A 25,576-nucleotide genomic window follows, 5' to 3' on the forward strand; every position below is an offset into this window, starting at 1 on the left:
GCTTCATCATCGCCTAAGTTTGAAAGGCAGCTTCGGAAAAGCTGCTTTTCTCTAAACGATGTCATGGAGCTTCATTAATGCGTACAGGCTATTTTCATTCGCTGGTTTTTGCCTTGCTGACCAGCGCCTCCATCGCCACCAGCGCTGCACCTACGGTAAAAACCGAGACGACGGTCGCCTCTCAGGCAACGGAGCTTCCGGTTAGACGAGATGGCTACAAGGTGAATCTCAACGAGGCGGATGCCGCGACGTTTCAACGCGACCTATCAGGCATAGGCGAGGCGAAGGCCAAGGCGATTGTTGCCTATCGTGAAAGTAATGGGCCGTTCTCATCGGTTGAGGAGTTGCTGGAGGTCAAGGGGATAGGCAAGGCGATCCTGGATCGCAATCGCGACAAGCTGGAAGTCAACTGACGCGTAATCGAAAAAGGCCGGTCCTCACGACTGGCCTTTTTACATTCTGGTTCGGTAAAAGCAACGGCCGTCTCAAGCCAGCGATTAAGGGACAGGATATGCTCTTGCAGTGCCTCTTCCTGCTACTCGTCCCGATTGAGGAGCCTTGCCATGTACAAAGACTACCCAGCCGCCTACCAGGTCAGCAAAGGTTCCGCCCTGCAGGTGGACAAGCCTTTCTACGACCGAATCCGAACCCGACAGGACCAGCGCACGCTGATCGAGCAGTTCGAGGTCCCCATCCGCACCGGCCATGCCTGGCATGTACCCGCCGGGCACGTCTTTCGTGTCACCACGCCGCAGGGCCCGCAGGTCGGCGACTTCAACGTCTGGAACGCCCACGACCCGCGGGAGCGATTGTGGGCCGCGCGTACCCGGCAGCTGCAGGGCGCCCATGTCAGTACCCACGACCGGTTGTGGTCGAACCTGCCGTTCCTGCGGCCGCTGGTGACCATCACCGACGACAGCCTGGCCGGTTATGGCATCGATGAGCACGGAGGGCGGTTGCACGATCTGCTGGGCACGCGTTGCGACCCTTACGTCAATAAGATGCTGACCGGCGAGGATTTCCACCACCACTGCCATTCGAACCTGACTCGCGCGGTGTTGCCCCACGGCTTGACCGAGTTCGATGTACACGACGTGCTGAATATCTTCCAGTGCACCGGGCTGAACCATGACGACATGTACTTCATGAAGGCCTGTCCGGCGCAGAAGGGCGATTACCTGGAGTTCTTTGCCGAGATTGATCTGTTGTGCGCCCTGTCCACCTGCCCGGGCGGTGACTTGTCGCTGGCGATGTGGGGGCCGGATGCGCAGGATCCATTGAGCGTGTGTCGTCCGCTGGGGGTGGAGATCTATCGGTTGGAGGATTCATTGCTGGAGGGCTGGAGTCAGCCTGAGCGGGCGGCGTACAAGGGGTTGCATGGCTTGCACATTGCCAAGGCGGATTGGGAAAAGTGATGCAACAGGCGCTGGTTTTTTGTGGCGAGGGAGCTTGCTCCCGCTGGGCTGCGTAGCAGCCCCAACGGCCCAAACCCGATTAGCCTGGGACTCCGCGACAGCAGGTTTAGGGCCGCTTCGCGCCCCAGCGGGAGCAAGCTCCCTCGCCACTGGGTGGTGTGTGAGCCTCCCTTGCCACGGGTGCGGTGTGTGGGGCTGCCTCACCACAAAGTGGTGTATGAGGCAGCGGTTAACGATCCTTGGCCTCCTTCGCATCCATTTCCGCGTTGCGCTCGGCAACACGCTTGCGTTGTTCGTCCGTCAACTCGACCTTGTTGGCGGTGTCGCGCAGCATCATCAGACCACCAACGATCGAGCCGATTGCAACAATCAGAATCAACCAGGCATACCAGGGCATAGGGCTCTCCTTGAGGGCGCGGCCAGTGGGCGTCTGTTCGCCAATCTGCCGCGCCTACCACTTATGAGCGAAGCTCGTTCGCAGTGGTTCCATACTACGCCCGTTCAGTTGGCTTCACCTCAAGGCCCGGTCAGCATTGCATCGGCCGGAGCCGCCGCTCGCAGTTGTGCGGTCAGGGTGAAGTAGACGAAGCCCGCCGCCATGAACGCGACGAAGATGAGCCCGATCAATGCGTTGAACCAGGCCATCGCCATCAGGCAGACCACCGCCAGCACCAGGGCGATTCCCGGCACGAAAGGGTAGCCCGGCGCGCGGAAGGTGCGCTCCAGGTTGGGTTCGGTTTTGCGCAGTTTGAACAGGCTGAGCATGCTCATGATGTACATGACGATCGCACCGAACACCGCCATGGTGATCATCGCGGCGGTCAGGGTCATGCCGCCGAGGTTGATCAGGCCGTCGCTGTAGATCGCGGCAATGCCGATCAGGCCTCCGGCGATGATGGCGCGGTGTGGCGTCTGGAAGCGTGAGAGCTTGGCCAGGGAGGCGGGCAGGTAGCCGGCGCGTGCCAGGGCGAAGAACTGCCGCGAGTAACCCAGGATGATGCCGTGGAAACTCGCCACCAGGCCGAACAGGCCGATCCACACCAGCATGTGCAACCAGCCGGAGCTTTCGCCGACCACGGTTTTCATGGCCTGTGGCAGCGGGTCGTTGATGTTAGACAGGGTGCGCCAGTCACCGACGCCGCCGGCGAAGAACATCACCCCCATCGCCAGCACCACCAGGGTCAGGATGCCACTGATGTAGGCCTTGGGGATCGTGCGTTTCGGATCCCTGGCTTCTTCGGCCGCCATGGCCGCGCCTTCGATGGCCAGGAAGAACCAGATGGCAAACGGGATGGCGGCGAACATTCCGGCAATGGCAGGGGCCCCGAATACGTCGGAGCCGGCCCAGCCATTCAAGGCGAAGTGACTGAAGCTGAAGGCCGGGGCCACGACGCCCATGAACACCAGCAGCTCGGCCACCGCCAGGACGCAGACGATCAGTTCGAATGTCGCGGCCAGCTTGACCCCGAGGATGTTCAGGCCCATGAACACGATGTAGGCGCCGACCGCCGCGTGCTTGGGGTCCAGGGCCGGGAATTGCACGTTCAGGTAGGCCCCGATGGCCAAGGCAATGGCGGGCGGCGCGAAGACGAACTCGATCAGCGTCGCCAGCCCGGCGATCAAGCCGCCTTTCGCGCCGAAGGCCCGACGGCTGTAGGCAAACGGTCCGCCGGCATGGGGAATGGCCGTGGTCAGTTCGGTGAAGCTGAAGATGAAGCAGGTGTACATGGCCGCGACCATGAATGACGTCACCAGAAAGCCCAGTGTCCCGGCCACGCCCCAGCCGTAGCTCCAGCCGAAATACTCGCCGGATATCACCAACCCGACGGCGATCCCCCATAAATGCAGGGTGCCCAGCGTGGGTTTGAGTTGTGTGTTCATCGGTGGCTCCCTTCGATCCATAGCAAAAGCGCTGGGGAGGGCAGTGCAGTGGGCGTGCCAGTGTGTCGGGGGCGGTCGCAACGGGTGAAATCCTGTCGTATCGGGGATGTTCCTTGCTTGATGTGCCCCTGTTGTGCGCCAGTTGAGGGCGTTGGCGCTGATGGTGCCGCCTTCGCGGGCAAGCCCGCTCTCACACTGGACTTGCGCTGAGCAGTCTGCGGGCTGGCTCGCGAATAGGCCCGCCCAACCATCGATTCAGCCGTTTTTTTACAGATTCTTTATCCCCCAACCGATCTCTCGATCTCGTTCCTTTACGCCCTCCCTGTCGACAATCACTCCATACACGGCATGACGCCGTACGACGGAGAAATCCCATGAGTGTTCTGGACGGGGTGTCGCTGCTGTTGGCAGTGGCGCTGTTCATTTACCTGCTGGTTGCGCTGTTGCGCGCGGATCGGAACTAGGAGCGGCTATGCACGGTTATGATTTCGGGCTGATCCTCGCTTTTTTCGCCCTGGTGCTGATTCCGGCACCGTTTCTGGGGCGTTTTTACTACCGGGTGATGGAGGGCCAGCGTACCTGGCTTTCTCCGGTCTTCGGGCCCGTGGAGCGGGGTTGTTATCGGCTGGCTGGCGTTGATCCCGGCGCTGAGCAGAGCTGGCAGAAATACACCCTGGCCTTGCTCGCGTTCAACCTGGCGGGCTTTGTGCTGTTGTTTGCGATTCTTCTGTTTCAAGGGCATCTGCCGCTCAACACCGAACAACTGCCGGACATGGAATGGACCCAGGCTTTCAACACGGCCGTGAGTTTCATGACCAACACCAACTGGCAGTCCTACAGTGGCGAGGCGTCGGTGAGTTACCTGAGCCAGATGGTCGGCCTGACGGTGCAGAACTTTGTCAGCGCCGCCACCGGCCTGGCGGTGCTGGTAGCGTTGTGTCGCGGGATCGGGCGCAAGTCCGCCGCGACGCTGGGCAACTTCTGGGTCGACATGACCCGCGCCACCCTTTATGGGCTGCTGCCGTTGTGCCTGATGTTGGCGCTGTTCCTGGTGTGGCAGGGCGTGCCGCAAACCTTCGCTCACTATGTGCATGGGATGACCCTGCAGGGCGCCGATCAGGTGATCCCGCTGGGGCCGGCGGCCAGCCAGATTGCGATCAAGCAACTGGGCACCAACGGTGGTGGGTTCTTCGGCGTCAACTCGGCGCACCCGTTCGAGAACCCGACAGCCTGGAGCAACCTGTTCGAGCTTGCGTCGATCATCCTGATTCCCGCCGCGTTGGTGTTCACCTTCGGCCATTACGTCAAGGACCTGCGCCAGAGCCGGGCAATCATCGCCTGCATGCTGGTGCTGTTTCTGATCGGTGGCGCCACATCGCTGTGGGCCGAGTACCAGCCCAACCCGACCTTGAACAACCCCGCCGTCGAGCAAACCGCGCCGCTGGAAGGCAAGGAAGCGCGCTTCGGGACCACCGCGACGGTGCTCTGGTCGGTGACCACCACGGCCGCCTCCAATGGCTCGGTCAACGGCATGCACGACAGCCTCAACCCACTGGGCGGCATGGTCGCGCTGGTGAACATGATGGTCGGCGAGGTGATTTTCGGCGGCGTCGGCGCAGGGCTCTACGGCATGTTGCTGAACGTGCTGATCGCGGTGTTCCTGTCCGGGTTGATGATCGGCCGCACGCCGGAATACCTGGGCAAGAAGCTCGGTGCCCGGGAAGTGCAGCTGCTGGTGGTCACCCTGCTGGTGATGCCGGTGAGTGTGCTGGTGCTGGGCGCCATCGCCGCAAGCCTGCCCGGGCCGGCAGCCGCGGTGAGCAACCCGGGTGCCCACGGTTTCAGCCAGTTGCTGTACGCCTACACCTCGGCGGGTGCGAACAACGGCTCGGCCTTTGGTGGGTTCAGTGCCAATACCCCTTTCCACAACCTGATGCTGGGCCTGGGCATGTTAATCGGCCGTTTCGGCTACATCCTGCCGGTGCTGGCGTTGGCCGGCAGCCTGGCGCTGAAGAAAACCGCGCCGATCGGGCAGAACAGCTTCCCCACCCACGGCCCGTTGTTCGTCACCCTCTTGACCGTGACGATCCTGCTGGTGGGCGGCCTGACCTTCCTGCCGACCCTGGCCCTGGGGCCGATCGCCGAACACCTGAGCATGGGCTTCTGAGGAATTGATGATGAATATGCCGATGAGCAAAGCCGTCGTCGCCAAGACGTCGGAACCCCTGAAAACCAGCTTCTCGTCCTTGTGGCAGCCGGCGCTGGTGCAAGCGTTCGTCAAGCTCGACCCGCGCCAGTTGCACCGGGCCCCGGTGATGCTGGTGGTGGAACTGACCGCCATCCTCACCACCGTGTTGTGCTTCGTTCCCGACACGGCGGTGCCGACGTTCGTCGCCGTGCAGATCGCCCTGTGGCTGTGGTTCACCGTACTGTTCGCCAACTTCGCCGAAGCCTTGGCCGAGGGGCGCGGCAAGGCGCGAGCCGACAGCCTCAAGGCCGGTAGCCAGGGCCTGAGCGCACGGCGCCAGACCGCCAATGGGTTTGAAGTGGTGCCCGCCACCCGTTTGCGCAAGGGCGACGTGGTGCGTGTGGCGGCCGGGGAGATGATTCCCGGGGACGGCGAAGTGATCGAAGGCATCGCTGCCGTCAACGAGGCGGCGATCACGGGTGAATCGGCGCCGGTGATCCGCGAGTCCGGCGGCGATCGCTCGGCGGTCACCGGCAACACCCGGCTGGTCTCCGACTGGTTGCTGGTGCGTATTACCAGCAACCCCGGCGAGTCCACCCTGGACCGCATGATCGCTCTGGTGGAGGGAGCCAAGCGCCAGAAAACCCCGAACGAAGTGGCGCTGGACATCCTGCTGATTGGCCTGACGCTGATCTTCCTGCTGGTGGTGGTGACGCTGCAACCCTTCGCCCATTTCGCCAACGGCAGCCTGCCGCTGGTGTTCCTGGTGGCGCTGTTGGTCACCCTGATTCCCACGACTATCGGTGGGCTGCTGTCGGCCATCGGCATCGCCGGGATGGATCGGCTGGTGCGCCTGAACGTGATCGCCAAGTCCGGTCGCGCGGTGGAGGCGGCGGGGGACGTGCATGTGCTGATGCTGGACAAGACCGGCACCATCACCTTTGGCAACCGACGCTGTGCTGCGGTGCATGCCGCCCCTGGGGTGAGCGCCCGGGAGTTGGCCGAAGGTACGCTGTTTGCGTCGCTGGCCGACGATACGGCCGAAGGCAAGTCTATCGTCGAATATCTGCGAGGCCTGCACCCGCTGCCCGAACCTGGCCTCGAGTCGCTGACCGCCGTGCCGTTCAGCGCCGAAACGCGCTTGTCCGGGGTCGATTACCAAGGGCGCATTTATCGAAAGGGCGCCGTGGATTCGCTGCTGGAGTTCATCGGTATGCCACGCAGCGAGTTGCCGGCGGCACTGGCCCGGGAAGTCGACAAAATCGCACAGAGCGGTGGCACGCCGTTGCTGGTGTGCATGGACGGCAAGCTGCTGGGTGTCATTCATCTCAAGGACGTGGTCAAGCCAGGCATTCGCGAACGCTTCGCCGAGTTGCGCAAGTTGGGCATCCGCACGGTGATGGTGACGGGTGACAACCCGCTGACCGCCGCCGCGATTGCCGCAGAGGCAGGCGTCGACGACGTGCTGGCCGAGGCCACGCCGGAGAAAAAACTGGCGCGCATCCGCCATGAGCAGAATGACGGTCGGCTGGTGGCGATGTGCGGCGACGGTGCCAACGACGCCCCGGCCCTGGCCCAGGCCGATGTCGGCATGGCAATGAACGACGGCACCCAGGCGGCGCGGGAAGCGGCCAACATGGTCGACCTCGACAGTGACCCGACCAAGTTGCTGGACGTGGTGCAGATCGGCAAGGAATTGCTGGTGACCCGTGGGGCGCTGACGACGTTCTCCATCGCCAACGACATCGCCAAGTATTTCGCGATCCTGCCGGCGCTGTTCGCCTCGATTTATCCACAGCTCGGCGTGTTGAACGTGATGCACCTGAGCAGCCCGCAAAGCGCGATTGTGTCGGCCATTGTCTTCAACGCCTTGATCATCGTGGTGCTGATCCCCCTGGCCTTGCGCGGCGTACGGGTGCAAGCGGCGAACGCGGCGGCCCTGTTGCGGCGCAACCTGCTGATCTATGGCCTGGGCGGGATCGTGGTGCCGTTCGTGGGGATCAAGCTGATCGACATGGCGTTGACCGCGTTGAGGCTGGTTTGAGGTGACTGCACTTCTGGCAGGCGCCCTCGCCACACCTGTGTGTTCTGATTCGAGGAGTTTGAAATGTCCACTCTGATACGCCCGGCCCTGAGCCTGATTCTGCTGATGACCCTGGTCACCGGTGTCGCTTACCCACTGGTGGTCACGGGCGTGGCGCAAGTCGCGTTTCCCGCCCAGGCCAACGGCAGCCTGGTGAGGGATGCCGAGGGCAAGGTCCGCGGCTCGTTGTTGATCGCCCAGGACTTCACGGGCGATGCCTGGTTTCATCCACGGCCATCGGCCGCGGCCTTCGCCACGGTCGCCAGTGGCGCGAGCAATCTGTCACCCAGTAATCCGGCCCTGGCGGCACGAGTGATCGCCGACGCCGAGAAGTTGCAGGTGCCCGGCGCAGGCCCGGTGCCGCTGGCGCTGCTGACCACCTCCGGCAGTGGCCTGGACCCGCACTTGCCACCGAGCGCAATTGCCTATCAACTGGCGCGTGTCGCTGCGGCGCGCAACCTGCCGGTCTCGACGCTGGAGCAACTGCTCGATGCCCATGTCGAGCAACCCCTGGTGGGGCCGCCGGTGGTGAATGTCCTGGCGCTGAACCTGGCGCTGCAAAAGCTGTAAACCCTGTGGGAGCGAGCTTGCTCGCGATGGCTTTGTATCAGTCGGCCTGAGTGGCGACTGTCCCACCGCCATCGCCAGCAAGCTCGCTCTCACAAGGGCTTGATTAATGCCTGAACGAGACCCCCAACATGAGCGATTCCGGCCGCGCCGACGCACTGTTAGCCCATCTACCGCGCAACGGCCGTGGCCGGCTCAAGGTCTTTCTTGGCGCGGCGCCCGGCGTCGGCAAGACCTACGCCATGCTGCAAGCGGCCCACACCCAACTGCGCCAGGGCGTGAAGGTGATTGCCGGTGTGGTCGAGACCCACGGACGTAGTGAAACCGAAGCGCTGTTGGGCGGCCTGCCGCAGCAGCCGCTGGTGCGTTCGGAGTATCGCGGCGTGATGCTTGAGGAGATGGACCTCGACGGTCTGCTCGCGGCCCGGCCGGCCCTGGCCCTGGTGGATGAGCTGGCCCACAGCAACGCCCCGGGCAGCCGCCACCTCAAGCGCTGGCAAGACATCCAGGACCTGCTCGCCGCCGGTATCGATGTCTACACCACCGTCAACGTCCAGCACCTGGAAAGCCTCAACGACCAGGTGCGCGGCATCACGGGCGTGCAGGTTCGCGAGACGCTGCCGGACTGGGTCCTGCAGGAGGCCGACGAGTTGCTGCTGATCGACCTGCCGCCGCGCGAGCTGCTGGAGCGCCTGCGCGATGGCAAGGTCTACGTACCGGAACAGGCTCGCGCGGCCATCGACGCCTTCTTCACCCAGACCAACCTGACCGCCTTGCGCGAGCTGGCCATGCAGACCGCCGCTGCCCAGGTCGATAACGATCTGGCCCAGGGCTATCGGCAACTGGGCCAGGCCGCTCCGGCTGTGCGTGGGCGATTGCTGGTGGGCGTGGACGGTGACCTCCAGGCGGAGCGTCTGGTACGCCACGCCAGTCGCGTCGCCCAGCGGCGGCATTTGCCATGGAGCCTGGTGCACGTGGACAACGGCAGCGCCCGCGACGAAGCCTCGCGCCAGCGCTTGCAGAATGCCCAGCAACTGGCCGAACGCCTGGGTGGCGAGGTGGTGCTGCTGCGGGCCGCGGAGGTGGCCCGGACACTGATCCAGCATGCCAGCGAACGTCGCGCCACACTGTTGCTGGTGGGCCAGTCCAGCCCCCGTCTGCGTCGACGTTGGCTGGGCGGTGGCCTGGCCTCACGGCTGCTGCGCGATGCCCGAGGCCTGGAAATCAACGTGCTGGACGGCGATGAACAACCGCGCCCGGCCCGTGTGCGTTCAAGCCGCGTGCAGACCGGCTTCGATTACGTGCTGGCATTGGTCGCGACAGTCATGGCCAGTGCCCTGGCTTGGGGGATCTCGGGGGTGTTGGCGTTGCCCAATATTTCCCTGGTGTTCCTGATGGCGGTGTTGCTGGTGGCCGTGCGCAGCAGCCTCGGCCCGGCGCTGGCTTGTGCGGCGCTGTCGTTCCTGGCCTACGACTTCCTGTTCATCCCGCCCAATTTTTCCCTCACCATCCAGCGCGAAGAAGACGTGCTGACCCTGGTGTTCTTTCTCTTGATGGCCGCGCTGACCGGCAACCTGGCAGCCCGCCAGCGTCGCCAGTTGCAGGCGCTACGCGACACCCAGCAGGAAACCAGTGAACTGCTCGATCTGTCGCGCAAGCTCACCGCCGCCACTGATCGCCAGGCCGTCATCAGCGCCGCCACGCAACACCTCGGTGGCGGGCACGACTTGCAACTGTGCCTGCTCAACCGCGACGGCCAAGGTCACTGGAAGGTCGAGAGCGGCGAACCGCTGACGTTCACCGAAGCCGAACGCGCGGCCGCCGATTGGTCCTGGCAGCACGATCAACCGGCCGGTGCCGGCACCGGGACGTTGCCGTCCGGACGCTGGTGGTGGTGGCCGCTGTCGACAGAGGGCGGTCCGCTGGCCTTGCTGGGTGTGTGTCCGATGGAAGGCGCGCAGCTCAGTGGCCAGCGCCGCCGTTTGCTGGCGGCCCTCAGCCAGCCACTGGCCCAGGCGCTGGCCCGGGCACAATTGGCCCAGGACCTGGAAGCGGCGCGCCTGCACGGGGAAACCGAACAGTTGCGCAGTGCCTTGCTGGCGTCGGTGTCCCATGACTTGCGTACGCCGCTGACCGCCATGCGTGGCAGCATCGACAGCCTGCTGGCGCTGGGCGAGGCGATCCCGCTGGAGGACCGCCGCGAATTGCTCGAAGGGACGCGCGATGAGGCCGAACGACTGGACCGCTATATCCAGAACCTGCTGGATATGACCCGCCTGGGGCACGGCGCGCTGAAACTGGCGCGCGATTGGGTGTCGCCGGCCGATATCGTCGGCAGTGCCCTGAACCGCCTGCGCGCGGTGTTGGCGCCCCTGGCGCTCGCGGTTGAAGCCTCGCCTGAACTGCCGTTGCTGTACGTCCATGCGGCGCTGATCGAGCAGGCGCTGGTGAACGTGCTGGAGAACGCTGCGCGTTTCTCGCCGGCCCATGGGCGGCTCCGGTTGAGTGCCGGGGCGACGGACAGCGAGGTGTTCTTTGCCGTCGCCGATGAAGGGCCGGGCATTCCCGAAGAGGAGCGGGAGAAAATCTTCGACATGTTCTACACCGCTGCCCGTGGCGACCGCGGCGGGCAGGGCACCGGGCTGGGGTTGGCGATCTGTCAGGGCATGGTCGGCGCCCATGGTGGGCGCATCAGCGTGGGTGATGGCCTGGACGGGCGCGGCACCTGCATCACTTTGCACCTGCCGTTGCAGACGCAACCGGGCCTGGACGATGAAGCCTGAGCGGGCCTGCGATATGCTTGCCGCTTGCTACCCACCCAGCGTTGAACGAGCCCCATGAACCAGACCGCGACCCTCTTGGTCATCGATGACGAACCGCAGATCCGCAAGTTCTTGCGTATCAGCCTGGCCTCCCAAGGCTACAAGGTGCTGGAGGCCGGCACCGGTGCGCAAGGGCTTGCCCAGGCGGCGCTGAACAAGCCCGATTTGCTGGTGCTCGACCTGGGGTTGCCGGACATGGACGGCCAGCAGGTGCTGCGCGAGTTGCGCCAATGGTCGACAGTGCCGGTAATGGTGCTCTCGGTGCGGGCCAGCGAAGCGCAGAAGGTCGAAGCGCTGGACAACGGCGCCAATGATTACGTGACCAAGCCGTTCGGGATCCAGGAATTCCTCGCCCGCATTCGCGCCCTGTTGCGCCAGGCCCCGGCTGGTGCGCCTGAGGAAGCGGCGCTGCGATTCGGCCCGCTGACGGTGGACCTGGCCTATCGGCGGGTGTTACTGGATGGCGCCGAGGTGGCCCTGACTCGCAAGGAATATGCGGTGCTGGCGCAGTTGGCGCGGCACCCGGGGCGGGTCATCACCCAGCAGCAACTGCTCAAGGACATCTGGGGGCCGACCCATGTCGAAGACAGCCATTACCTGCGGATCGTGGTCGGTCACCTGCGCCAGAAACTGGCCGACGACCCGACCCGGCCTCGTTTCATCGCGACCGAGGCGGGAGTGGGGTATCGGTTGTTGGGCGAGGGTGGGCCTTAACCCATCGGGCTTCAGTCAAACGCCGTTGTGGCGATGATCATGTCTATTTCTGCTCATTCTCATACCGATCCAGCGTGTCGCTGGCAATCTCCCGTCCCAGCGCGATCAGTTCCGGGGCCTTGTAGAACTCGAAGAAACGGCACACCCGCTTCGGCACGTTGATCAGTACATCCGGCGGATAACCGGCAATCTTGTACTGGGCCAATGACGTCTGCATCACCTCGAAACTCTGGTTGATCAAGTCCAGCAACGAGGCCGGGCCGACGTTGTCGATGATGAACGAACCCGTGGCGGATTTCGGCGCGCCTTCGGCCTCGGGTGCCGCGGCCGGTTGCTGGCCTTCGGGTTCAGCCGATTCCAGCCAGGGATTGATCTCGGCCGCCTCGGCCTTCAGCGCCTCCTGTTCCAGCAGCAACAGTTGCTCGGCCTGTTTGCGGCGAAACGGCAGGCGCGAACCCAGCGAGCTGACGAGGGTGTCGAAGCGTCGCCGGAACGCGGCGGGGCGCTGGATGACCGGGAGCTTGTACTGCTTCTGGTTGGTGGCGTTGAGGTTGACCGCGATGATCAGGTCGCAATGGCTCGACACCACCGGCACGATCGGCAGCGGGTTGAGCAGGCCGCCGTCCACCAGCATGCGGTTGCCTTGCATCACCGGGGTGAACAGGCTGGGGATGGCCGCCGAGGCGCGCATGGCCTGATGCAGGCAGCCTTCCTGGAACCAGATTTCCTGCTGGTTGGTCAGGTCGGTGGCAACGGCGGTGTAGGGAATGCGCAGGTTTTCGATGTTGAGTTCGCCGACGATCTTGCGGATCTGGCCGAAGACTTTCTCGCCGCGAATCGCCCCCAGGCGAAAGCTCACGTCCACCAGCCGCAAGACATCCAGGTAGTCGAGGCTTTCAATCCAGTGGCGGTAGTCCTTGAGCTTGCCGGCGGCATAGATCCCGCCGACCACCGCGCCCATCGAACAACCGGCGATACAGGCAATGTCGTAGCCACGTCGTTCGATTTCTTCGATCACCCCGATATGGGCATAGCCCCGGGCGCCGCCCGATCCCAGTACCAATGCGACACGTTTTGTCATGACCCGGCCTCTTGTCGAACAGGCTTCAACAATGCACTGATCAGCGGCTTGGCTCAATCGTTGTGGCGCAGGCGTCGTTTTTTGACACGCCGCCGTGGCATTTGCGTATGCTCGCCCACGCTGGAATATACGCGGCTGGCGTTGGCACTTTTTGCTGGCGAAACCGTCTTACCTGCACGACTGTTTACCTGACTCGAGGTGTAATGATGAAAGCCCGGATCTGCCTTCCCCTGGTAGCTTCCCTGATGGTTCTGGCCCTGACCGGTTGCGCGGCCAAGACCGCCTACCGTGACAGCTGCGGTACCCAGCTCGATGCCGCCTGGCATGAACTGGACCTGGCCAAGGCCGAAGGCTTTGCCGGCACCGTCAGCTACTCCAAGGCCCTGTCGCTGTTGACCGGCGCCAAGACCCAGCAGCAATTCGAAGCGTTCGAAGGTTGCTCCAAAAAAGCCGAGAAGGCGCGCTTCTACATTCGTGAGTCTCGCGCTGGCCGTTGAGCCCCGCGAATCCATTACAGGACGTTAAAAGCAGCGACAAGCCGTTGGTTGCAGGCTACAAGTGAAGGGCGCACCGTGTTCTTCACTTGTAGCCCGCAGCGCTAAGCTGCTTACGGAGTAGTGTCCATGATCGATCGGCTGGTGGCCCGGATACTGGGCCTGGAAGTCCGCCTGCTGGCCTGTCAGGCCCGCCTCAATGCCCATACCGACAGCGAAGCGCTGCATGACCTGCGGACCACCGTCCGCCGCCTGCGCAGCCTGCTTCGTCCACTGCGTGGCTTGCCTGGGGTCGAACAACTGGAAACCGCCGCTTCGGCGGTCGGCACCCTGACCACGCCGTTGCGCGACCGGGAAGTCCTGGCGGCCTACCTCGAACAACATGGCCAGGTCGAGGCGGCGCGACGCCGCCGGGCGCTGATGGCCGACGCCTACCCCAGCGTGGCTGGCAGCCCGGAGCTGGGCCAGTTGCTGATGATCCTCGATGCCTTTCCTCGCTTCATTCGCGCTGCCCAGCGCGAGGGGCTGCTCAAGGGCTTGCGCAAGCGCATCGAAAAGCGCCTGGACAAACAATGGAAAAAACTCGGTGAAGCCTTGCGCGACCCTGCCCATGACCGTCACCGGTTGCGCCTGCTGATCAAGCGCGTGCGCTACGCCCTCGAAGCCTACCCTGAACTCGACCGCCTGCCCGAGGCGGCCATGCCACGGCTCAAGTCCGCCCAGGGCGCGCTGGGTGACTGGCACGACTGCTGGCAATGGCTGGCCAGGGCCGAGGAAGAGGCCGACCTGCGAGCCTGCGTGCCCACCTGGCAACGCACGATGGAAAAGGCCGAGGCCAAGTCCGACAAGGTCCTCGATAAGCTCATTGCGAGCTGCTTCGAAAAATCCTGAGTTTCCTTCTGTGGGAGCGACGGCTTATCTGCCAGTCTCTTTGGCCGGAATGAGCGCTGTGCCGCTTGCCGGGGCTGGTTAAGATCCCTTCCTCTTCTTCCCATGCTTTCGAGGTCGTCATGCGCTTTTCCGATTTGATCGATGCGGTGCGCCGTCAACCAGAGGCCGTCACGATCGCGCCTGAATGGGGCCAGGGGCGCGCCACGTTTGGCGGGTTGGTGGCGGCGTTGCAGTATGAGGCGATGCGTGCCCGGGTGCCGGCGGATCGCCCGGTGCGTTCACTGGCGATCACGTTTGTCGGCCCGGTCGAGCCGGATGTGCCGGTCAGCTTTGAAGTCGATGTACTGCGCGAAGGCAAGGCGGTTAGCCAGGTGCTGGGGCGCGCCGTGCAGAACGGCCAGGTGGTGACGGTGGTGCAGGGCAGTTTTGGTGCCTCGCGTTCTTCCGTGGTGGCGGTTCAGGCCGACCCGGCGCCGGAGTTCAAGAGCGTGGAACAGTGCCAGGAACTGCCTTACGTCAAGGGCGCTACCCCTGAATTCATGCGTCACCTGGCCATGTGCTGGAGCGTCGGTGGCTTGCCGTTCACGGGCAACACATCCCGCAGCATGGGTGGTTGGGTGCGTCTGCGCGGTGACGTGAAAGAAGAACCGTTGAACGAGAGCCACATCCTGGCGCTGGTGGATGCCTGGCCACCGGCATTGCTGCCTCATCTCAAGCAGATGGCCCCGGGCAGCACGCTGACCTGGACCATCGAGTTTGTCCAGCCGTTGCTGGAGTTGACGACCCTGGACTGGTGCAAGTACCTGGCCGAGATCGACCATGCCCAGGATGGCTACGGCCATGTCGCCGCCAAATTCTGGAGCGCCGATGGCCGCTTGATCGCCCTGAGCCGGCAGACGGTGACGATTTTCGCTTGAGGCGATCGATCACGGATGGTGGCGCTGCAACCCCAGTGCGGCGACCACGCCGATGGTGCCGATGGCGATGTCCGCCGCGCTGGCACTGAAGACCCCGGACACGAGCAGTAGGAACGCGATGATGAACAGCGGCACCGCCATCAGCTGCAGCACCTGGTGGGTCGGTTGGCGGTCAGGGGCGGGCCAGGTGCGCCATTGCCAGGCGGGTAAGTGCGGGTGACGTTTGCCCATGATGCATGTCCTTGAGTTCACGAAATCGAGTAACCCAAGAATAGGCCCGGCCGGGTGAAGCGGCGAATCGCGCTTGGCTATCGATGTGATAGGCGCTATCGCTTGTGTGGGCAGCGCTCTGGTTTAAAGGCCAGAACGGTTCCTGTGGCGAGGGAGCTCGCTCCCGCGGGTCCGCGAAGCGGGCCCAACGTGAGGGCCGGATTGTCTGGCCGGCAGTGCAGGGGGCGCTGCGCACCCCAGCGGGAGCAAGCTCCCTCGCCACAGAAGCTCGAACGGGCTGTGGCCTAAAGCTTCAACTGCCCGATCGCCTTGTTCAACTCGCCCGCCAGGGTCGCCAGCTCATGGCTGGTGGTGGCCGAGTCGACGGTCTGGCGCACGGTGTTTTCGGTAACGTCACGAATGCTCACCACCGCCCGGTTCATGTCCTCGGCAACCTGGCTCTGTTGTTCGGCCGCGACGGCGATCTGGGTGTTGCTCTCGCGCATCTGGGCCACGGCGGCGGTGATCTGCGCCAACGCATCGCCCGCCTCGCGGGCCTGTTGCACGCAGTCGTCGGCCTTGTACGAGCTCTCCTGCATGAAGTCCACGGCGTCTCGTGTGCCGGCCTGCAGGGCCACGATCATGGTGGTGATTTCGTCCGTGGAAATCTGCACCCGCTTGGCCAGGTTACGGACCTCGTCGGCGACCACGGCAAAGCCCCGTCCCATTTCTCCGGCCCGTGCCGCCTCGATGGCAGCGTTCAACGCCAGCAGGTTGGTCTGTTCGGCAATGCTGTGGATCACACTGACCACGCCGCTGATCTTCTGGCTGTCTTCGGCCAGGCGCTGGATCATCTCGGCGGTCTGTTGCACCCCCGAGGACAGCCCGGTGATCGACTGCTGCACGCGGCTCACCACGTCATGACCGTTGCCGGCCAGGGTGTCGGCGGTCTTCGACAGGTCACGGGTGGCGCTGGCGTGCTGGGCGATGTGGTAGACCGTGGCAGACATCTCGTTGATCGCCGTGGCGGCCTGGTCGGTCTCGCTCTGCTGGCCGAGCATGCCGTGGCGCACGTCGGTCATGCTCGACGCCAGGCGTGCCGCGCCGGTGTCCAACTGCCGAGCCGTGCTGGCGACGGTGTCCACGACCCGTTGATAACCGGCCTGCATGGCATTGAACGCGGCCGCCATCTGGCCCACTTCATCCTTGCAGGCCAAGGGGACGCGGGCGGACAGGTCACCGGTTTTTTCCACGTGCAGCATGACGTCCTTCAGCGTGTTGAGCTGGCTGAGCAGGAAGCGGATCAACAGTTGCGAGGCCCCCAGCATTGCCAGCATCAGCACGAATACCGCCACGGCGTATTGGCTGAAGCGTTCGCCAAACACCTGGCCCAGGCTGACGCCATGGGCCAGGACGGCCAGTTGTTGGCCGTCGCCGCGCCGGATCACTTCGGCGCCCAGCAGCGGGTCATCGCCCAACAGCGGGCTGGCATCCAGTTCGACCCAGCCGTTGGCTTGCGTCAGCGCCGGCAGCGGCTGTTCATGGAACACCGGCACCTGGTCGCGCTGGAGCGCCAGGACGGTGTCGAGCTTGGGCAGCGCCTGTCCGGCCGGCCAGTCGCCCAACAGGTACGCCTGGGCCTGGGCATTGGCCTGGGCCGCATGATTGCGCGCCTGCTGTTCAAGGTGCACTGCGTAGAGCACCAGCAGCAGGGTGGTGACAAAGGCGACCGCGTTGACCGCCCAGAATTTGTACTTCAGTGAGATATTGCTAAGCCAGGCACCCATGGAAGGTCTTCTCTGATAGCGGAAACAGTTTTGGCAAGGTGCCATTATTGTGCCGCTCCCCCAGGGCTGGGAGGTTGATGTGGGTCAACAGACACCCCGAAACCCTCTGTGGGAGCGGGCTTGCTCGCGAAGACTGTGGGTCATTCACAGCAGGATGAACGGGTCTAGTGCATTCGCGAGCAAGCCCGCTCCCACACAGAGGTGTGTTTAAACCGATAGGACGGGCAATCCAAAAAACGCCCGTGCGCACGCAGTGGTATGGGCCGCCAGGTCTTCCGGGGTTTCGCCGCGATGCAACCCTACTTCGCGCAACACTTCGGTCAGATAGGCCGGTTCGTTCCGGCCGTTTTTCGGCTTGGGCCGCAGCGTGCGCGGCAACAGGTATGGCGCGTCGCTTTCGAGCATCAGGCGGCCGCGAGGGATGTCGCGCACCAACGGATGCAGGTGCGTGCCCCGGCGTTCATCACAGATCCAGCCGGTGATACCGATGTGCAGGTCTAGGTCGAGGTAGTTGAACAGGGCCTTTTTTTCACCGGTGAAGCAGTGCACGACGGCGGCCGGCAACCGGTCGCGAAAATCCCGCAGGATGTCCAGCAGCCGCTGGTTGGCGTCACGCTCGTGGAGAAACACCGGCAATTGCAGTTGGACCGCCAGGGCCAGGTGCTCTTGCAGCACCTTCTCCTGCTGCGGCCTGGGGGAAAAGTCGCGGTTGAAATCCAGCCCGCATTCACCCACCGCCCGCACGCGGTCGTGGCTCAATAGGTCCTTGAGGTGCCTGGCGCTGTCGGCGGTCCAGTCGCTGGCGCTGTGGGGGTGAATGCCGGCAGTGGCGAACAGGCGCTCGCCGGGCTCATCCAGGCGCCCGCACAGTGCCAGGGCCTGTTCGCTGCCCTCGATGCTGGTGCCGGTCAAAACCAGTTGACAGACCCCCGATTCATAGGCGCGGTCGAGCACTGCCTGATGTTTATCGGCAAAACTGGGGTTGGTCAGGTTGACGCCGATATCGATGAGTTGCATGGTGCTACCTCGGCCCAAAGGCCGGAAAGCATATCAGAGCTGTAGATTTATAAGAAAAGCCAAGAACTACAACGAGTTGTGGCTGTCTGTTGAGGCCGCGAGACAGGTCGGGTTGGTATAAACGCTATCACTGTGCCAGTCTTTCGCACTTTTCAGCGCCCCAAGCGCTCTGTTTCTGTCGTCCCCGGCCTCGTTTTCGAGGCGGCCGGCAGTGTTCCTTCCGGAGAGTGGATGACACGTCCCCAGGCGTTGCTACTGCTGTGTTGCTCGCTGCTCTTGCCGATCCCGGCGGACGCGCGGCTGCCTGGGCCGGTGCAGGTCGTGGCGCCGGGCACCGTGCGCGACCTGGCGCAAATCCGCAGCAGCCGGGTGCTGAAGGTGCTGGTCAACCAGAGTCGCAACAGCTCCGGCGAAGTCCAGGGCCAGCCCATCGGTGTCGAATACCACCGGTTACGCGCCTTTGAGCAGTACCTCAACGGTCACGCCCGGGACGGCCAGGAAATCACCCTCAAGATCATCCCCAAGGCCAAGGACCAGTTGCTCGGTGCGTTGCAGCGTGGCGAGGGCGATCTCGTGGCCCCCGGCGAACTGCTCGAGCCCTTGGCCAGCCACGCGGTCAGCGCCAGCGATCCGATCCGCAGCGACGTGCCGTTGCTGCTGGTGGGCATCAAGGGCGAGAAGCGCTACAACCGCGTGGAACAACTTTCCGGCAAGACCCTGGCCCTGCCCAACGGCAGTGCGGCGGGGGATGCGGTAAGCCAGATCAACCAGAAACTGGCCCTGCTCAAGTTGCCGCCGGTGAAGATCGAATGGGTCGACCCGACCCTGGCGGTGGAAGATGTGCTGGAGATGGTCCAGGGCGGGATTTTCCACCTGACCATCGTCGAGCAACCCATTGCCGAACGCTGGGGCAAGATTCTTCCCAAGTTGCGCTTCGACCGCCAGGTGCTGATCGGCGAGCCCGGCGATGAATACTGGTTCGTGCGTCGTGATGCCGCCATGCTCCGGGCTAGCATCGACCGGTTCCTGGCGACCTACAAAGTGCCGGACAACCAGGACGCAGCGTTCCTGCGCATCTACCGGCGGCTGTACCAGGTTCACTATCCGCTGGCCCGCGCCGATCGCCAGCGCCTGGAGAAGCTGCGTCCGGTGTTGCAAAAACATGCCGAGGCCCAGGGCATGGACTGGCTCAACCTGGCGGCCCTGGCCTTCAAGGAGTCAGCCCTGCAACCCAGCGCTCGCGGTAGCGGTGGCCCCACCGGGCTGATGCAGATCACCCCGTCGGCAGCCCAACGGGTGGGGGTGGACAACATCCAGAACCTCGACGCCAACGTGCAGGCGGGCGCCAAGTACCTGGCCATGATTCGCCGCAAGTTTTTCGCCAGCCCCAAGCTCAATGAGCGCGAGCGCATGGCATTCGTCCTGGCCGCCTACAACATGGGGCCAGAGCGCGTCCAGGGCATGCGCGCCGAAGCCCGGCGACGGGGGTTGAATCCCAATCAATGGTTCTTCCAGGTCGAGCGCATTGCCATGGAGCAGGTGGGAATGGGCGCCGTCAGCTACGTTAATAGCGTGAACAAATACTATTTGGCTTTTGATCGGGAGCGAGAGTCTCTAGAACCGACCGGGCAGAAGGTCGCTTCACGGAAATGATCAGTTAAATTGATTGGTGTGTCGCAATTTTTGCGCTTTTAGCACAAGTTTTTTTGATTAATATGGCGTCCAACCACCACACATCTAGGGATGAACCCCATGAGCTCGCTGATCAACAAAGTAATGTCCACCCGTGCCGGCTACGGTCTGACTGTCCTGCGCATTGCCGTCGGCATCATCTTCGCCGCGCACGGTTCGCAGAAGCTCTTCGGCCTGTTTGGCGGCTACGGCCTGGCGGGCACGGCGCAATGGATGGAAAGCATTGGCCTGACCCCCGGCTACCTGATGGCGACGTTGGCGGGCGGTACCGAATTTTTCGCCGGGCTGGCACTGATCATCGGCCTGTTGACTCGTCCGGCGGCACTGGGCCTGGCCTTCCTGTCGCTGGTAGCGATTTTCTCGGTGCACATTGGTAACGGTTTGTTCATGGCCAACAACGGCTATGAATTTGCCCTGGCGTTGTTGGCGGGCAGTGTTGCCATCCTGGTCGAGGGCGCCGGCAAACTGTCGGTGGATCGAGCCATCGCCGGCTGATGCTCAACTGAAAACAAAAGGCGCTTTCCTTGTTCGAGGAAAGCGCCTTTTTCTTTGCGGCTGACAGCCGCCATGGTCGTGCCGCTCCCACAGGGGGTGACCCTGTCGCCGTTCTTGACACCGCCCGGTCAGCTTCTCTAGGATGCCGCTCATGCGCCGATTTAAACAGCTACTTGCGGGGCGCCAGGTGACTCATCCAGTTGCCGACAGAAGCCGGGTTACGCGGCTTTGAAGTACCGCTAAAGCGCTGGTTCGGTGTTGCCTCTCACCTGCCATGCAGACTTTTGAGGCAGAGACACGACACATGAATGCACCCAGCCCCCTTGTACGTCTTGCGCCCATCACGGCGAACCTAGTGCAACGCAACCCGAAAATCCTCCTGGGTGGCACCCACCAGCCCACGTTGCTGCGCTACCTTGACGGCTGGCCGCGACGTAACCACGGGCCGGCCGCTTTCCTGATCCAGTTTGTCGAAGACGGTGAATCACTGGCGCGTTTCGCCAATGACAGTTTCGACCTGGCCGTTATCCAATCACCCAGCGCGGCGGACGCCCCCGAGATGATCCGGCAACTGACCCGCGTCGCGCGGCAGGGGCTGATCACCCGCCGTTGAGGTGTCCGGCCCTTACGGATAGGTGATGTCGACGATATAGACCATTTTTTCGCCGGTCGGTGTCTGGACCTTGACTTCAGCATCCAGGGCCTTGCCAATCAAGGCCCTGGCCAGTGGCGAATCGATGCTGATCAGGTTCTGTTTCAGATCCAGTTCGTCCGGGCCGACGATGCGATAGCGCGACGCCTTGCCGTCCTCGTCTTCGACGGTAACCCAGGCGCCGAAATACACCTTGTTGGGATCGCTGGGCCTTTCACTGACCACTTTCAGCGCTTCAAGGCGCTTGGTGAGAAAGCGCACGCGACTGTCGATTTCCCGCAGCATTTTCTTGCCGTAGGTGTACTCGGCATTTTCCGAGCGATCACCCTGGGCCGCCGCCTCGCTGACCGCCTGGGTCACCTGGGGGCGGCGCACATGCCACAGCTCATGGAACTCCGCACGCATCCGCGCTTCCCCCTCGGGGGTGATCAGCGCGGTGCCGGCGGTGCGGGGTGGGCGATAACGGCTCATGGCAACTTCTTGTAATGGCGAAGCCGGAAGTCTATCAACCCTCGCGCAGCACTGTCAGCGGGCTGGCATTGAGCGCTCGTCGGGTGCCGAACACCCCGGCGCCGCCGATCAACAAGGCACCCACCAACGGCAATAACAGCAGCCACGGATGCGGATGCCATGGCAGGTCGAACGCGTAGCGGTAGAGCACCAGGCTCACCAGCTCCGAGCCCAGGGCTGCGAGCAAGCCGCTGACCGCACCCAGCAGGCCGAATTCGATGCGTCGGGCCTTGACCAGCAATGGCCGTTCGGCCCCCAGGGCCCGCAACAGCGCACCCTGGCGAATCCGTTCATCGAGGGTCGCCTGCAGGCCGGAGAACAGCACGGCCATGCCTGCTGCCAGGACGAACAGCAGCACATATTCCACGGCCAGGGTGACCTGGGCCAGGATGCTGCGCAGTTGTTCGAGCAACGCCTCGACTTGCAGGATCGTCACCGCCGGGAAGGCCCGGGACAGGTCGACGATCTGCTGGTCGTGGCCCGCCGCCAGATAAAAGCTGGTGAGGTAGGTGGCCGGCAGGTCCTTCAGCGTACCGGGCTGGAAGATCATGAAGAAGTTGGGCTGGAAGTTGTCCCAGTTGATTTCCCGCAGGCTGGTGACCTTCGCTTCGCGGTTGACGCCGCCCACACTGAAGACCAGGCGATCACCGAGCTTGATCTTGAGGTTGTCGGCGACTTTGCCTTCCACCGAAACACCCGGGATATCGTCTGGCGGCTGTTGCGGCCACCAGGTGCCGGCCGTGACGACGTTGCCCGCCGGCAGGTCCGCGGCCCAGGTCAGGCTCAGGTCGCGCTGCAGGGCCCGGTCACCGGCGGAGTCCTTGGTGACGAACTCGCTGGCCGGCTCGCCATTGATGCTGATCAGGCGCCCCGGCACCACGGGGTAGAGTGGCGCCGATTGTGCCGACAGGGCCATCAGCTTGTCGGTGAAGGCCTGCTTGTCGTCGGGCAGGATGTTCAGGGCGAAATAATTGGGCGCGTTCTTCGGTAACTGGTTTTGCCAGGTGTCCAACAGCTCGCCGCGCAACAGCGCAATCAGCGCCATGGACAACAGAATCAAGCCGAATGCCAGGGCCTGGCCGGCCGCCGCCAGGGGATGGCGCAGCAGTTGGCCGAGGCCGAGCCGCCAGGGCAGGGCGGCGCGGGCCAGCAGGCGGCGCAGGCTCTGGAGCAGCAATAGCAACAGCCCACCGAGTACCAGCGCCGCGACGACACCGCCACCGAGCAGGGCGAACGTGAGGACCAGGTCCAGGCTCAGGCGCCACATGATCAGGCCCAGGGCGCCCAATGCGGCGCCATAGACCACCCAGGTGCTGGACGGGATCGGCAGCATGTCCCGGCGCAGCACGCGCAGCGGCGGCACCCGGCCCAGCGCGGCCAACGGTGGCAGGGCAAACCCCGCCAGGGCCACCAGGCCGGTGCCGATCCCGGCGATTGCCGGCAGCACGCCCCCTGGCGGAACCGCCGTGGGCAAGAGGTCATGCAGCAGCGCGAACAGGCCCAATTGGGCGATCCAGCCAAGTAGGGCGCCGCTGATGCTGGCCAAGAGGCCGAGCACGGCCAGTTGCAGGCTGAACAGCACCATGGTTTCCCGGCGTGACAAACCCAGGCAGCGAAGCAGGGCGCTGGCATCGAAACGGCGGGTGGCAAAACGGTTGGCCGACAGCGCGACCGCGACGCCGGATAACAGCACCGCCACCAGGCTGGCCATGTTCAGGTAGCGCTCGGCCTTGCCCAGGGCTCCACCGATCTGCCGGTTGCCGTCGCGGGCATCCTGCAGGCGCTGGTTGGGCTCAAGGCCTGGCTTGACCAGGTCGCGATAGGTTTGCAGCGCCGGCGCCGGGCCGCGCCACAGGTCGCGATAGCTGACGCGGCTGCCGGGCTGCACCACGCCGGTGGCGTCCAGGTCCTTGAGGTTGATCATGACCCGCGGCGTGAGGCTGTAGAAATTCCCGGCGCGATCGGGTTCATAGGTCAGGACCCGGCTCAGGCGCAGGGTCTTGTTGCCGATGTCGATGCTGTCGCCGATCTTCAGGTCCAGGGCCGTCAGCAGCCGGGACTCGACCCAGGCTTCGCCCGGGTTCGGACGCCCGCCGGTTTCTTCCGGCGCGAACGGTGCGGCGGCGCTTTTCAGCTCGCCGCGCAATGGGTAGAGGTCATCGGCAGCCTTGACGCTGGACAACTGGATGCCATTGTCGGTGGCGACGACGCTGGAAAACTCCACCACCCGGGCGTGTTCCAGGCCCAGTTCGGTGCCGCTGCGGATCTGTTCCGCGCGGGCCGGCGAGCTGCCTTCGAGCAGCAGGTCGGCGCCGAGGAATTCGGTGGCACGCAACATCATCGCGCCGTTGAGGCGGGCACCGAAGTAGCCGATGGCGGTACTCGCCGCCACCGCCACCAGCAGGGCGAAGAACAACACCCGCAACTCGCCGGCGCGGGCGTCGCGCAGCAATTGACGAACAGCAAGACTGAACAGGCGCAACAGCGGCAAGCGTGCCATCAAGGCTCCAGGGGCGCGACCATCTGGCCGGCTTCAAGTCGGATCAGGCGCCGGCAGCGATGGGCCAGGCGTTCATCGTGGGTGACCAGCACCAGGGTCGTGCCGCGTTCCTTGTTCAGTTCGAACAGCAGGTCGCTGATGCGCTCGCCGGTGTGGCTGTCGAGGTTGCCGGTGGGTTCGTCGGCAAACAGCACATCGGGCTCGGCGGCAAAGGCGCGGGCAATCGCCACACGTTGCTGCTCGCCGCCGGAGAGCTGGCGGGGCGAGTGGGTCAGGCGCTGGCCCAGGCCGACCCTTTGCAGCAGTTCGGCTGCGCGTTCGCGGGCGTCCTTGCGCCCGTCCAGCTCCAGCGGCAGCATGACGTTTTCGAGGGCGTTGAGGCTGTCGAGCAACTGGAACGACTGGAAGACGAAGCCCACGTGCTCGGCGCGGATCCGCGCCCTCTGGTCTTCATCAAGGGCACTCAGGGCCTGGCCGGCGAGCGTGACCTCGCCGCTGCTGGGCAGGTCGAGGCCGGCCAGCAGGCCCAGCAGGGTGGATTTGCCGGAGCCGGACGCGCCGACGATCGCCAGGCTGTCGCCTTTGTTCAGTTCCAGGCTGAGTTCGTGCAGGATGGTCAGTTCACCTTCCGCGCTGGAGACCACTTTGCTAAGGTCCGTCGCGGTGAGAATGCTTGAGCCCATGGAGAATCCGATGCGTGTGTGGTTTTTGAGTGCCGGCCTGGCCTTGATGTGCATGGTCCAGAACGCAGCGGCGGGTACAGTCCTGATCGTTGGCGATAGTATCAGCGCGGCTTTCGGCCTGGATACCCGGCAGGGCTGGGTGTCGTTGCTCGAACAACGGCTCAAGGCCGAGGGTTTTGACGACAAAGTGGTCAATGCGTCGATCAGTGGCGACACCAGCGCGGGAGGCCAGGCGCGGCTGCCGGCGCTGCTTGCAGCCCATAAACCGGACCTGGTGGTCCTGGAGCTGGGGGGCAACGATGGCTTGCGCGGACAACCGCCAACACAATTGCAACAAAACCTTGCGGCGATGATCGACAGCGCCCGTGCCAGCGGTGCCAAGGTCCTGCTGCTGGGCATGCAACTGCCGCCCAACTATGGGCGGCGGTACACCGATGCGTTTGCCCAGGTCTACAGCACCCTGGCCGAGGAGAAGAAAGTGCCCCTCGTGCCGTTTTTCCTCAAGGACGTCGGCGGTGTTCCGGGGATGATGCAGGGCGACGGATTGCACCCGTCCGTCGCCGCCCAGGGCAAGTTGCTGGAAAATGTCTGGCCGACGCTGAAACCGCTGCTTTGACGCTTTTCTAGAGGCGGGCTTTCGGCTAATGTGGCGCCCCCGATTTGGAGCCCCCGATGCCGCGTCCCGCCTGGTCCTTGTTTGCCTACCAACTGATCGAGCCTGACGAGCAGCTGGACCTGTTCGCCTGCCAGGAAGTGCGGGTGCATCTGGTGACTCGGCAGTTGGAACTTGGCGGCTCCGCCGACCGTACGCTCTGCGGCAGTCTGTTGCCGGCCCAGCCGCGCTGGTCGAGTGTCGATCGGCGGATCTTCCAGGACCATCGCCTGTGTTCCTTGTGCCGGGCGATCCTCGAATCCCAGAAGCGCGGCACCTCGCCGATCTGGCCGGAGCTGCGGTTCGAGCTGTAATGCCTGTGGGA

At 64.0% G+C, this 25,576-nt stretch carries 24 protein-coding genes and 1 pseudogene; 16 read left to right on the forward strand and 9 right to left on the reverse strand.

The window, feature by feature from the left end; genetic code table 11:
• Positions 1 to 77: 77 nt before the first annotated feature.
• Together AD664_RS11205 and AD664_RS11210 are read left to right on the forward strand one after the other, a co-directional pair.
• The gene (locus tag AD664_RS11205) at positions 78 to 413 is read left to right on the forward strand and encodes a ComEA family DNA-binding protein (protein ID WP_053146575.1); all 336 of its coding nucleotides are present in this window, start codon (positions 78 to 80) and stop codon (positions 411 to 413) included.
• Between the two features lie 150 nt (positions 414 to 563).
• Complete coding sequence (locus tag AD664_RS11210) at positions 564 to 1,415, forward strand: DUF1989 domain-containing protein (protein ID WP_053146577.1); 852 nt, start codon at positions 564 to 566, stop codon at positions 1,413 to 1,415.
• Between the two features lie 229 nt (positions 1,416 to 1,644).
• Here AD664_RS11210 and AD664_RS26980 read toward each other — a convergent pair whose 3' ends face one another.
• Together AD664_RS26980 and eat are read right to left on the reverse strand one after the other, a co-directional pair.
• Positions 1,645 to 1,812, reverse strand: coding sequence for a DUF2897 family protein (locus tag AD664_RS26980; RefSeq protein WP_003183831.1), 168 nt, complete (start codon positions 1,810 to 1,812; stop codon positions 1,645 to 1,647).
• Between the two features lie 119 nt (positions 1,813 to 1,931).
• Complete coding sequence (gene eat, locus AD664_RS11215) at positions 1,932 to 3,296, reverse strand: ethanolamine permease (protein ID WP_053146578.1); 1,365 nt, start codon at positions 3,294 to 3,296, stop codon at positions 1,932 to 1,934.
• A 374-nt stretch (positions 3,297 to 3,670) separates the two neighbouring features.
• Between eat and kdpF the strand changes: the two genes are divergently transcribed.
• From kdpF to AD664_RS11245, 6 genes are all read left to right on the forward strand, one after another.
• Positions 3,671 to 3,760, forward strand: coding sequence for a K(+)-transporting ATPase subunit F (kdpF, locus tag AD664_RS11220; protein WP_003218754.1), 90 nt, complete (start codon positions 3,671 to 3,673; stop codon positions 3,758 to 3,760).
• An 8-nt stretch (positions 3,761 to 3,768) separates the two neighbouring features.
• Complete coding sequence (gene kdpA / locus AD664_RS11225) at positions 3,769 to 5,463, forward strand: potassium-transporting ATPase subunit KdpA (RefSeq protein ID WP_053146580.1); 1,695 nt, start codon at positions 3,769 to 3,771, stop codon at positions 5,461 to 5,463.
• A 7-nt stretch (positions 5,464 to 5,470) separates the two neighbouring features.
• A complete protein-coding gene (gene kdpB, locus AD664_RS11230) occupies positions 5,471 to 7,528 on the forward strand; it encodes a potassium-transporting ATPase subunit KdpB (protein ID WP_172679716.1) in 2,058 nt (685 codons plus the stop codon).
• A gap of 63 nt (positions 7,529 to 7,591) precedes the next feature.
• Complete coding sequence (kdpC, locus tag AD664_RS11235; protein ID WP_047737560.1) at positions 7,592 to 8,137, forward strand: potassium-transporting ATPase subunit KdpC; 546 nt, start codon at positions 7,592 to 7,594, stop codon at positions 8,135 to 8,137.
• A gap of 128 nt (positions 8,138 to 8,265) precedes the next feature.
• On the forward strand, positions 8,266 to 10,917 hold the full coding sequence (locus AD664_RS11240; RefSeq protein WP_053146582.1) for a sensor histidine kinase KdpD: 2,652 nt from the start codon (positions 8,266 to 8,268) through the stop codon (positions 10,915 to 10,917).
• A 54-nt stretch (positions 10,918 to 10,971) separates the two neighbouring features.
• Positions 10,972 to 11,670: a response regulator gene (locus AD664_RS11245; RefSeq protein WP_047737555.1), complete on the forward strand. Its 699-nt coding sequence runs from the start codon at positions 10,972 to 10,974 to the stop codon at positions 11,668 to 11,670.
• Between the two features lie 43 nt (positions 11,671 to 11,713).
• On the opposite strand, the gene AD664_RS11250 is transcribed toward AD664_RS11245, so the two are convergent.
• Complete coding sequence (locus AD664_RS11250; protein WP_053146584.1) at positions 11,714 to 12,751, reverse strand: patatin-like phospholipase family protein; 1,038 nt, start codon at positions 12,749 to 12,751, stop codon at positions 11,714 to 11,716.
• 206 nt (positions 12,752 to 12,957) lie between these two features.
• Here AD664_RS11250 and AD664_RS11255 point away from each other — a divergent pair, with 206 nt between their 5' ends.
• From AD664_RS11255 to AD664_RS11265, 3 genes are all read left to right on the forward strand, one after another.
• Complete coding sequence (locus AD664_RS11255) at positions 12,958 to 13,248, forward strand: hypothetical protein (RefSeq protein WP_042728340.1); 291 nt, start codon at positions 12,958 to 12,960, stop codon at positions 13,246 to 13,248.
• A 126-nt stretch (positions 13,249 to 13,374) separates the two neighbouring features.
• Complete coding sequence (locus AD664_RS11260; protein ID WP_053146586.1) at positions 13,375 to 14,136, forward strand: CHAD domain-containing protein; 762 nt, start codon at positions 13,375 to 13,377, stop codon at positions 14,134 to 14,136.
• Between the two features lie 119 nt (positions 14,137 to 14,255).
• The gene (locus AD664_RS11265) at positions 14,256 to 15,053 is read left to right on the forward strand and encodes an acyl-CoA thioesterase II (RefSeq protein WP_042728335.1); all 798 of its coding nucleotides are present in this window, start codon (positions 14,256 to 14,258) and stop codon (positions 15,051 to 15,053) included.
• An 18-nt stretch (positions 15,054 to 15,071) separates the two neighbouring features.
• On the opposite strand, the pseudogene AD664_RS11270 reads toward AD664_RS11265, so the two are convergent.
• From AD664_RS11270 to AD664_RS11280, 3 genes and pseudogenes are all read right to left on the reverse strand, one after another.
• Positions 15,072 to 15,284: pseudogene (locus AD664_RS11270) on the reverse strand (terminase); the annotation flags it as partial.
• A 284-nt stretch (positions 15,285 to 15,568) separates the two neighbouring features.
• Positions 15,569 to 17,050 carry a methyl-accepting chemotaxis protein gene (locus AD664_RS11275; RefSeq protein ID WP_053146588.1) on the reverse strand — a complete coding sequence of 494 codons (1,482 nt, stop codon included), beginning with the start codon at positions 17,048 to 17,050 and terminating at the stop codon, positions 15,569 to 15,571.
• 207 nt (positions 17,051 to 17,257) lie between these two features.
• Positions 17,258 to 18,067, reverse strand: a complete 810-nt coding sequence (locus AD664_RS11280; RefSeq protein ID WP_053146590.1) for a TatD family hydrolase — start codon at positions 18,065 to 18,067, stop codon at positions 17,258 to 17,260.
• 231 nt (positions 18,068 to 18,298) lie between these two features.
• Here AD664_RS11280 and AD664_RS11285 point away from each other — a divergent pair, with 231 nt between their 5' ends.
• From AD664_RS11285 to AD664_RS11295, 3 genes are all read left to right on the forward strand, one after another.
• The gene (locus tag AD664_RS11285; protein ID WP_053146592.1) at positions 18,299 to 19,720 is read left to right on the forward strand and encodes a transglycosylase SLT domain-containing protein; all 1,422 of its coding nucleotides are present in this window, start codon (positions 18,299 to 18,301) and stop codon (positions 19,718 to 19,720) included.
• Positions 19,721 to 19,819: 99 nt separating this feature from the next.
• Positions 19,820 to 20,254 (forward strand): DoxX family protein, encoded by a 435-nt coding sequence (locus AD664_RS11290; protein ID WP_042728331.1) that lies wholly within the window; start codon positions 19,820 to 19,822, stop codon positions 20,252 to 20,254.
• Between the two features lie 304 nt (positions 20,255 to 20,558).
• Complete coding sequence (locus AD664_RS11295; RefSeq protein WP_024618163.1) at positions 20,559 to 20,867, forward strand: hypothetical protein; 309 nt, start codon at positions 20,559 to 20,561, stop codon at positions 20,865 to 20,867.
• Between the two features lie 12 nt (positions 20,868 to 20,879).
• Here AD664_RS11295 and greB read toward each other — a convergent pair whose 3' ends face one another.
• Genes greB through AD664_RS11310 form a run of 3 tightly spaced genes read right to left on the reverse strand, consistent with a single transcriptional unit; the run spans position 20,880 to position 24,599 of the window.
• On the reverse strand, positions 20,880 to 21,377 hold the full coding sequence (gene greB, locus AD664_RS11300; protein WP_053146594.1) for a transcription elongation factor GreB: 498 nt from the start codon (positions 21,375 to 21,377) through the stop codon (positions 20,880 to 20,882).
• 34 nt (positions 21,378 to 21,411) lie between these two features.
• Positions 21,412 to 23,916, reverse strand: a complete 2,505-nt coding sequence (locus AD664_RS11305) for an ABC transporter permease (RefSeq protein ID WP_053146596.1) — start codon at positions 23,914 to 23,916, stop codon at positions 21,412 to 21,414.
• The gene (locus AD664_RS11310) at positions 23,916 to 24,599 is read right to left on the reverse strand and encodes an ABC transporter ATP-binding protein (RefSeq protein ID WP_042728328.1); all 684 of its coding nucleotides are present in this window, start codon (positions 24,597 to 24,599) and stop codon (positions 23,916 to 23,918) included. The genes AD664_RS11305 and AD664_RS11310 overlap by 1 nt, the downstream gene beginning before the upstream one ends.
• A gap of 10 nt (positions 24,600 to 24,609) precedes the next feature.
• On the opposite strand from AD664_RS11310, the gene AD664_RS11315 reads away from it, so the two are divergent.
• Positions 24,610 to 25,215 (forward strand): arylesterase, encoded by a 606-nt coding sequence (locus AD664_RS11315; protein ID WP_042728327.1) that lies wholly within the window; start codon positions 24,610 to 24,612, stop codon positions 25,213 to 25,215.
• Between the two features lie 56 nt (positions 25,216 to 25,271).
• Positions 25,272 to 25,565 (forward strand): hypothetical protein, encoded by a 294-nt coding sequence (locus AD664_RS11320; protein ID WP_042728326.1) that lies wholly within the window; start codon positions 25,272 to 25,274, stop codon positions 25,563 to 25,565.
• Positions 25,566 to 25,576: the final 11 nt, after the last annotated feature.

The organism is Pseudomonas sp. P97.38, from assembly GCF_001269745.1.
Classification (GTDB): domain Bacteria; phylum Pseudomonadota; class Gammaproteobacteria; order Pseudomonadales; family Pseudomonadaceae; genus Aquipseudomonas; species Aquipseudomonas chlororaphis_E.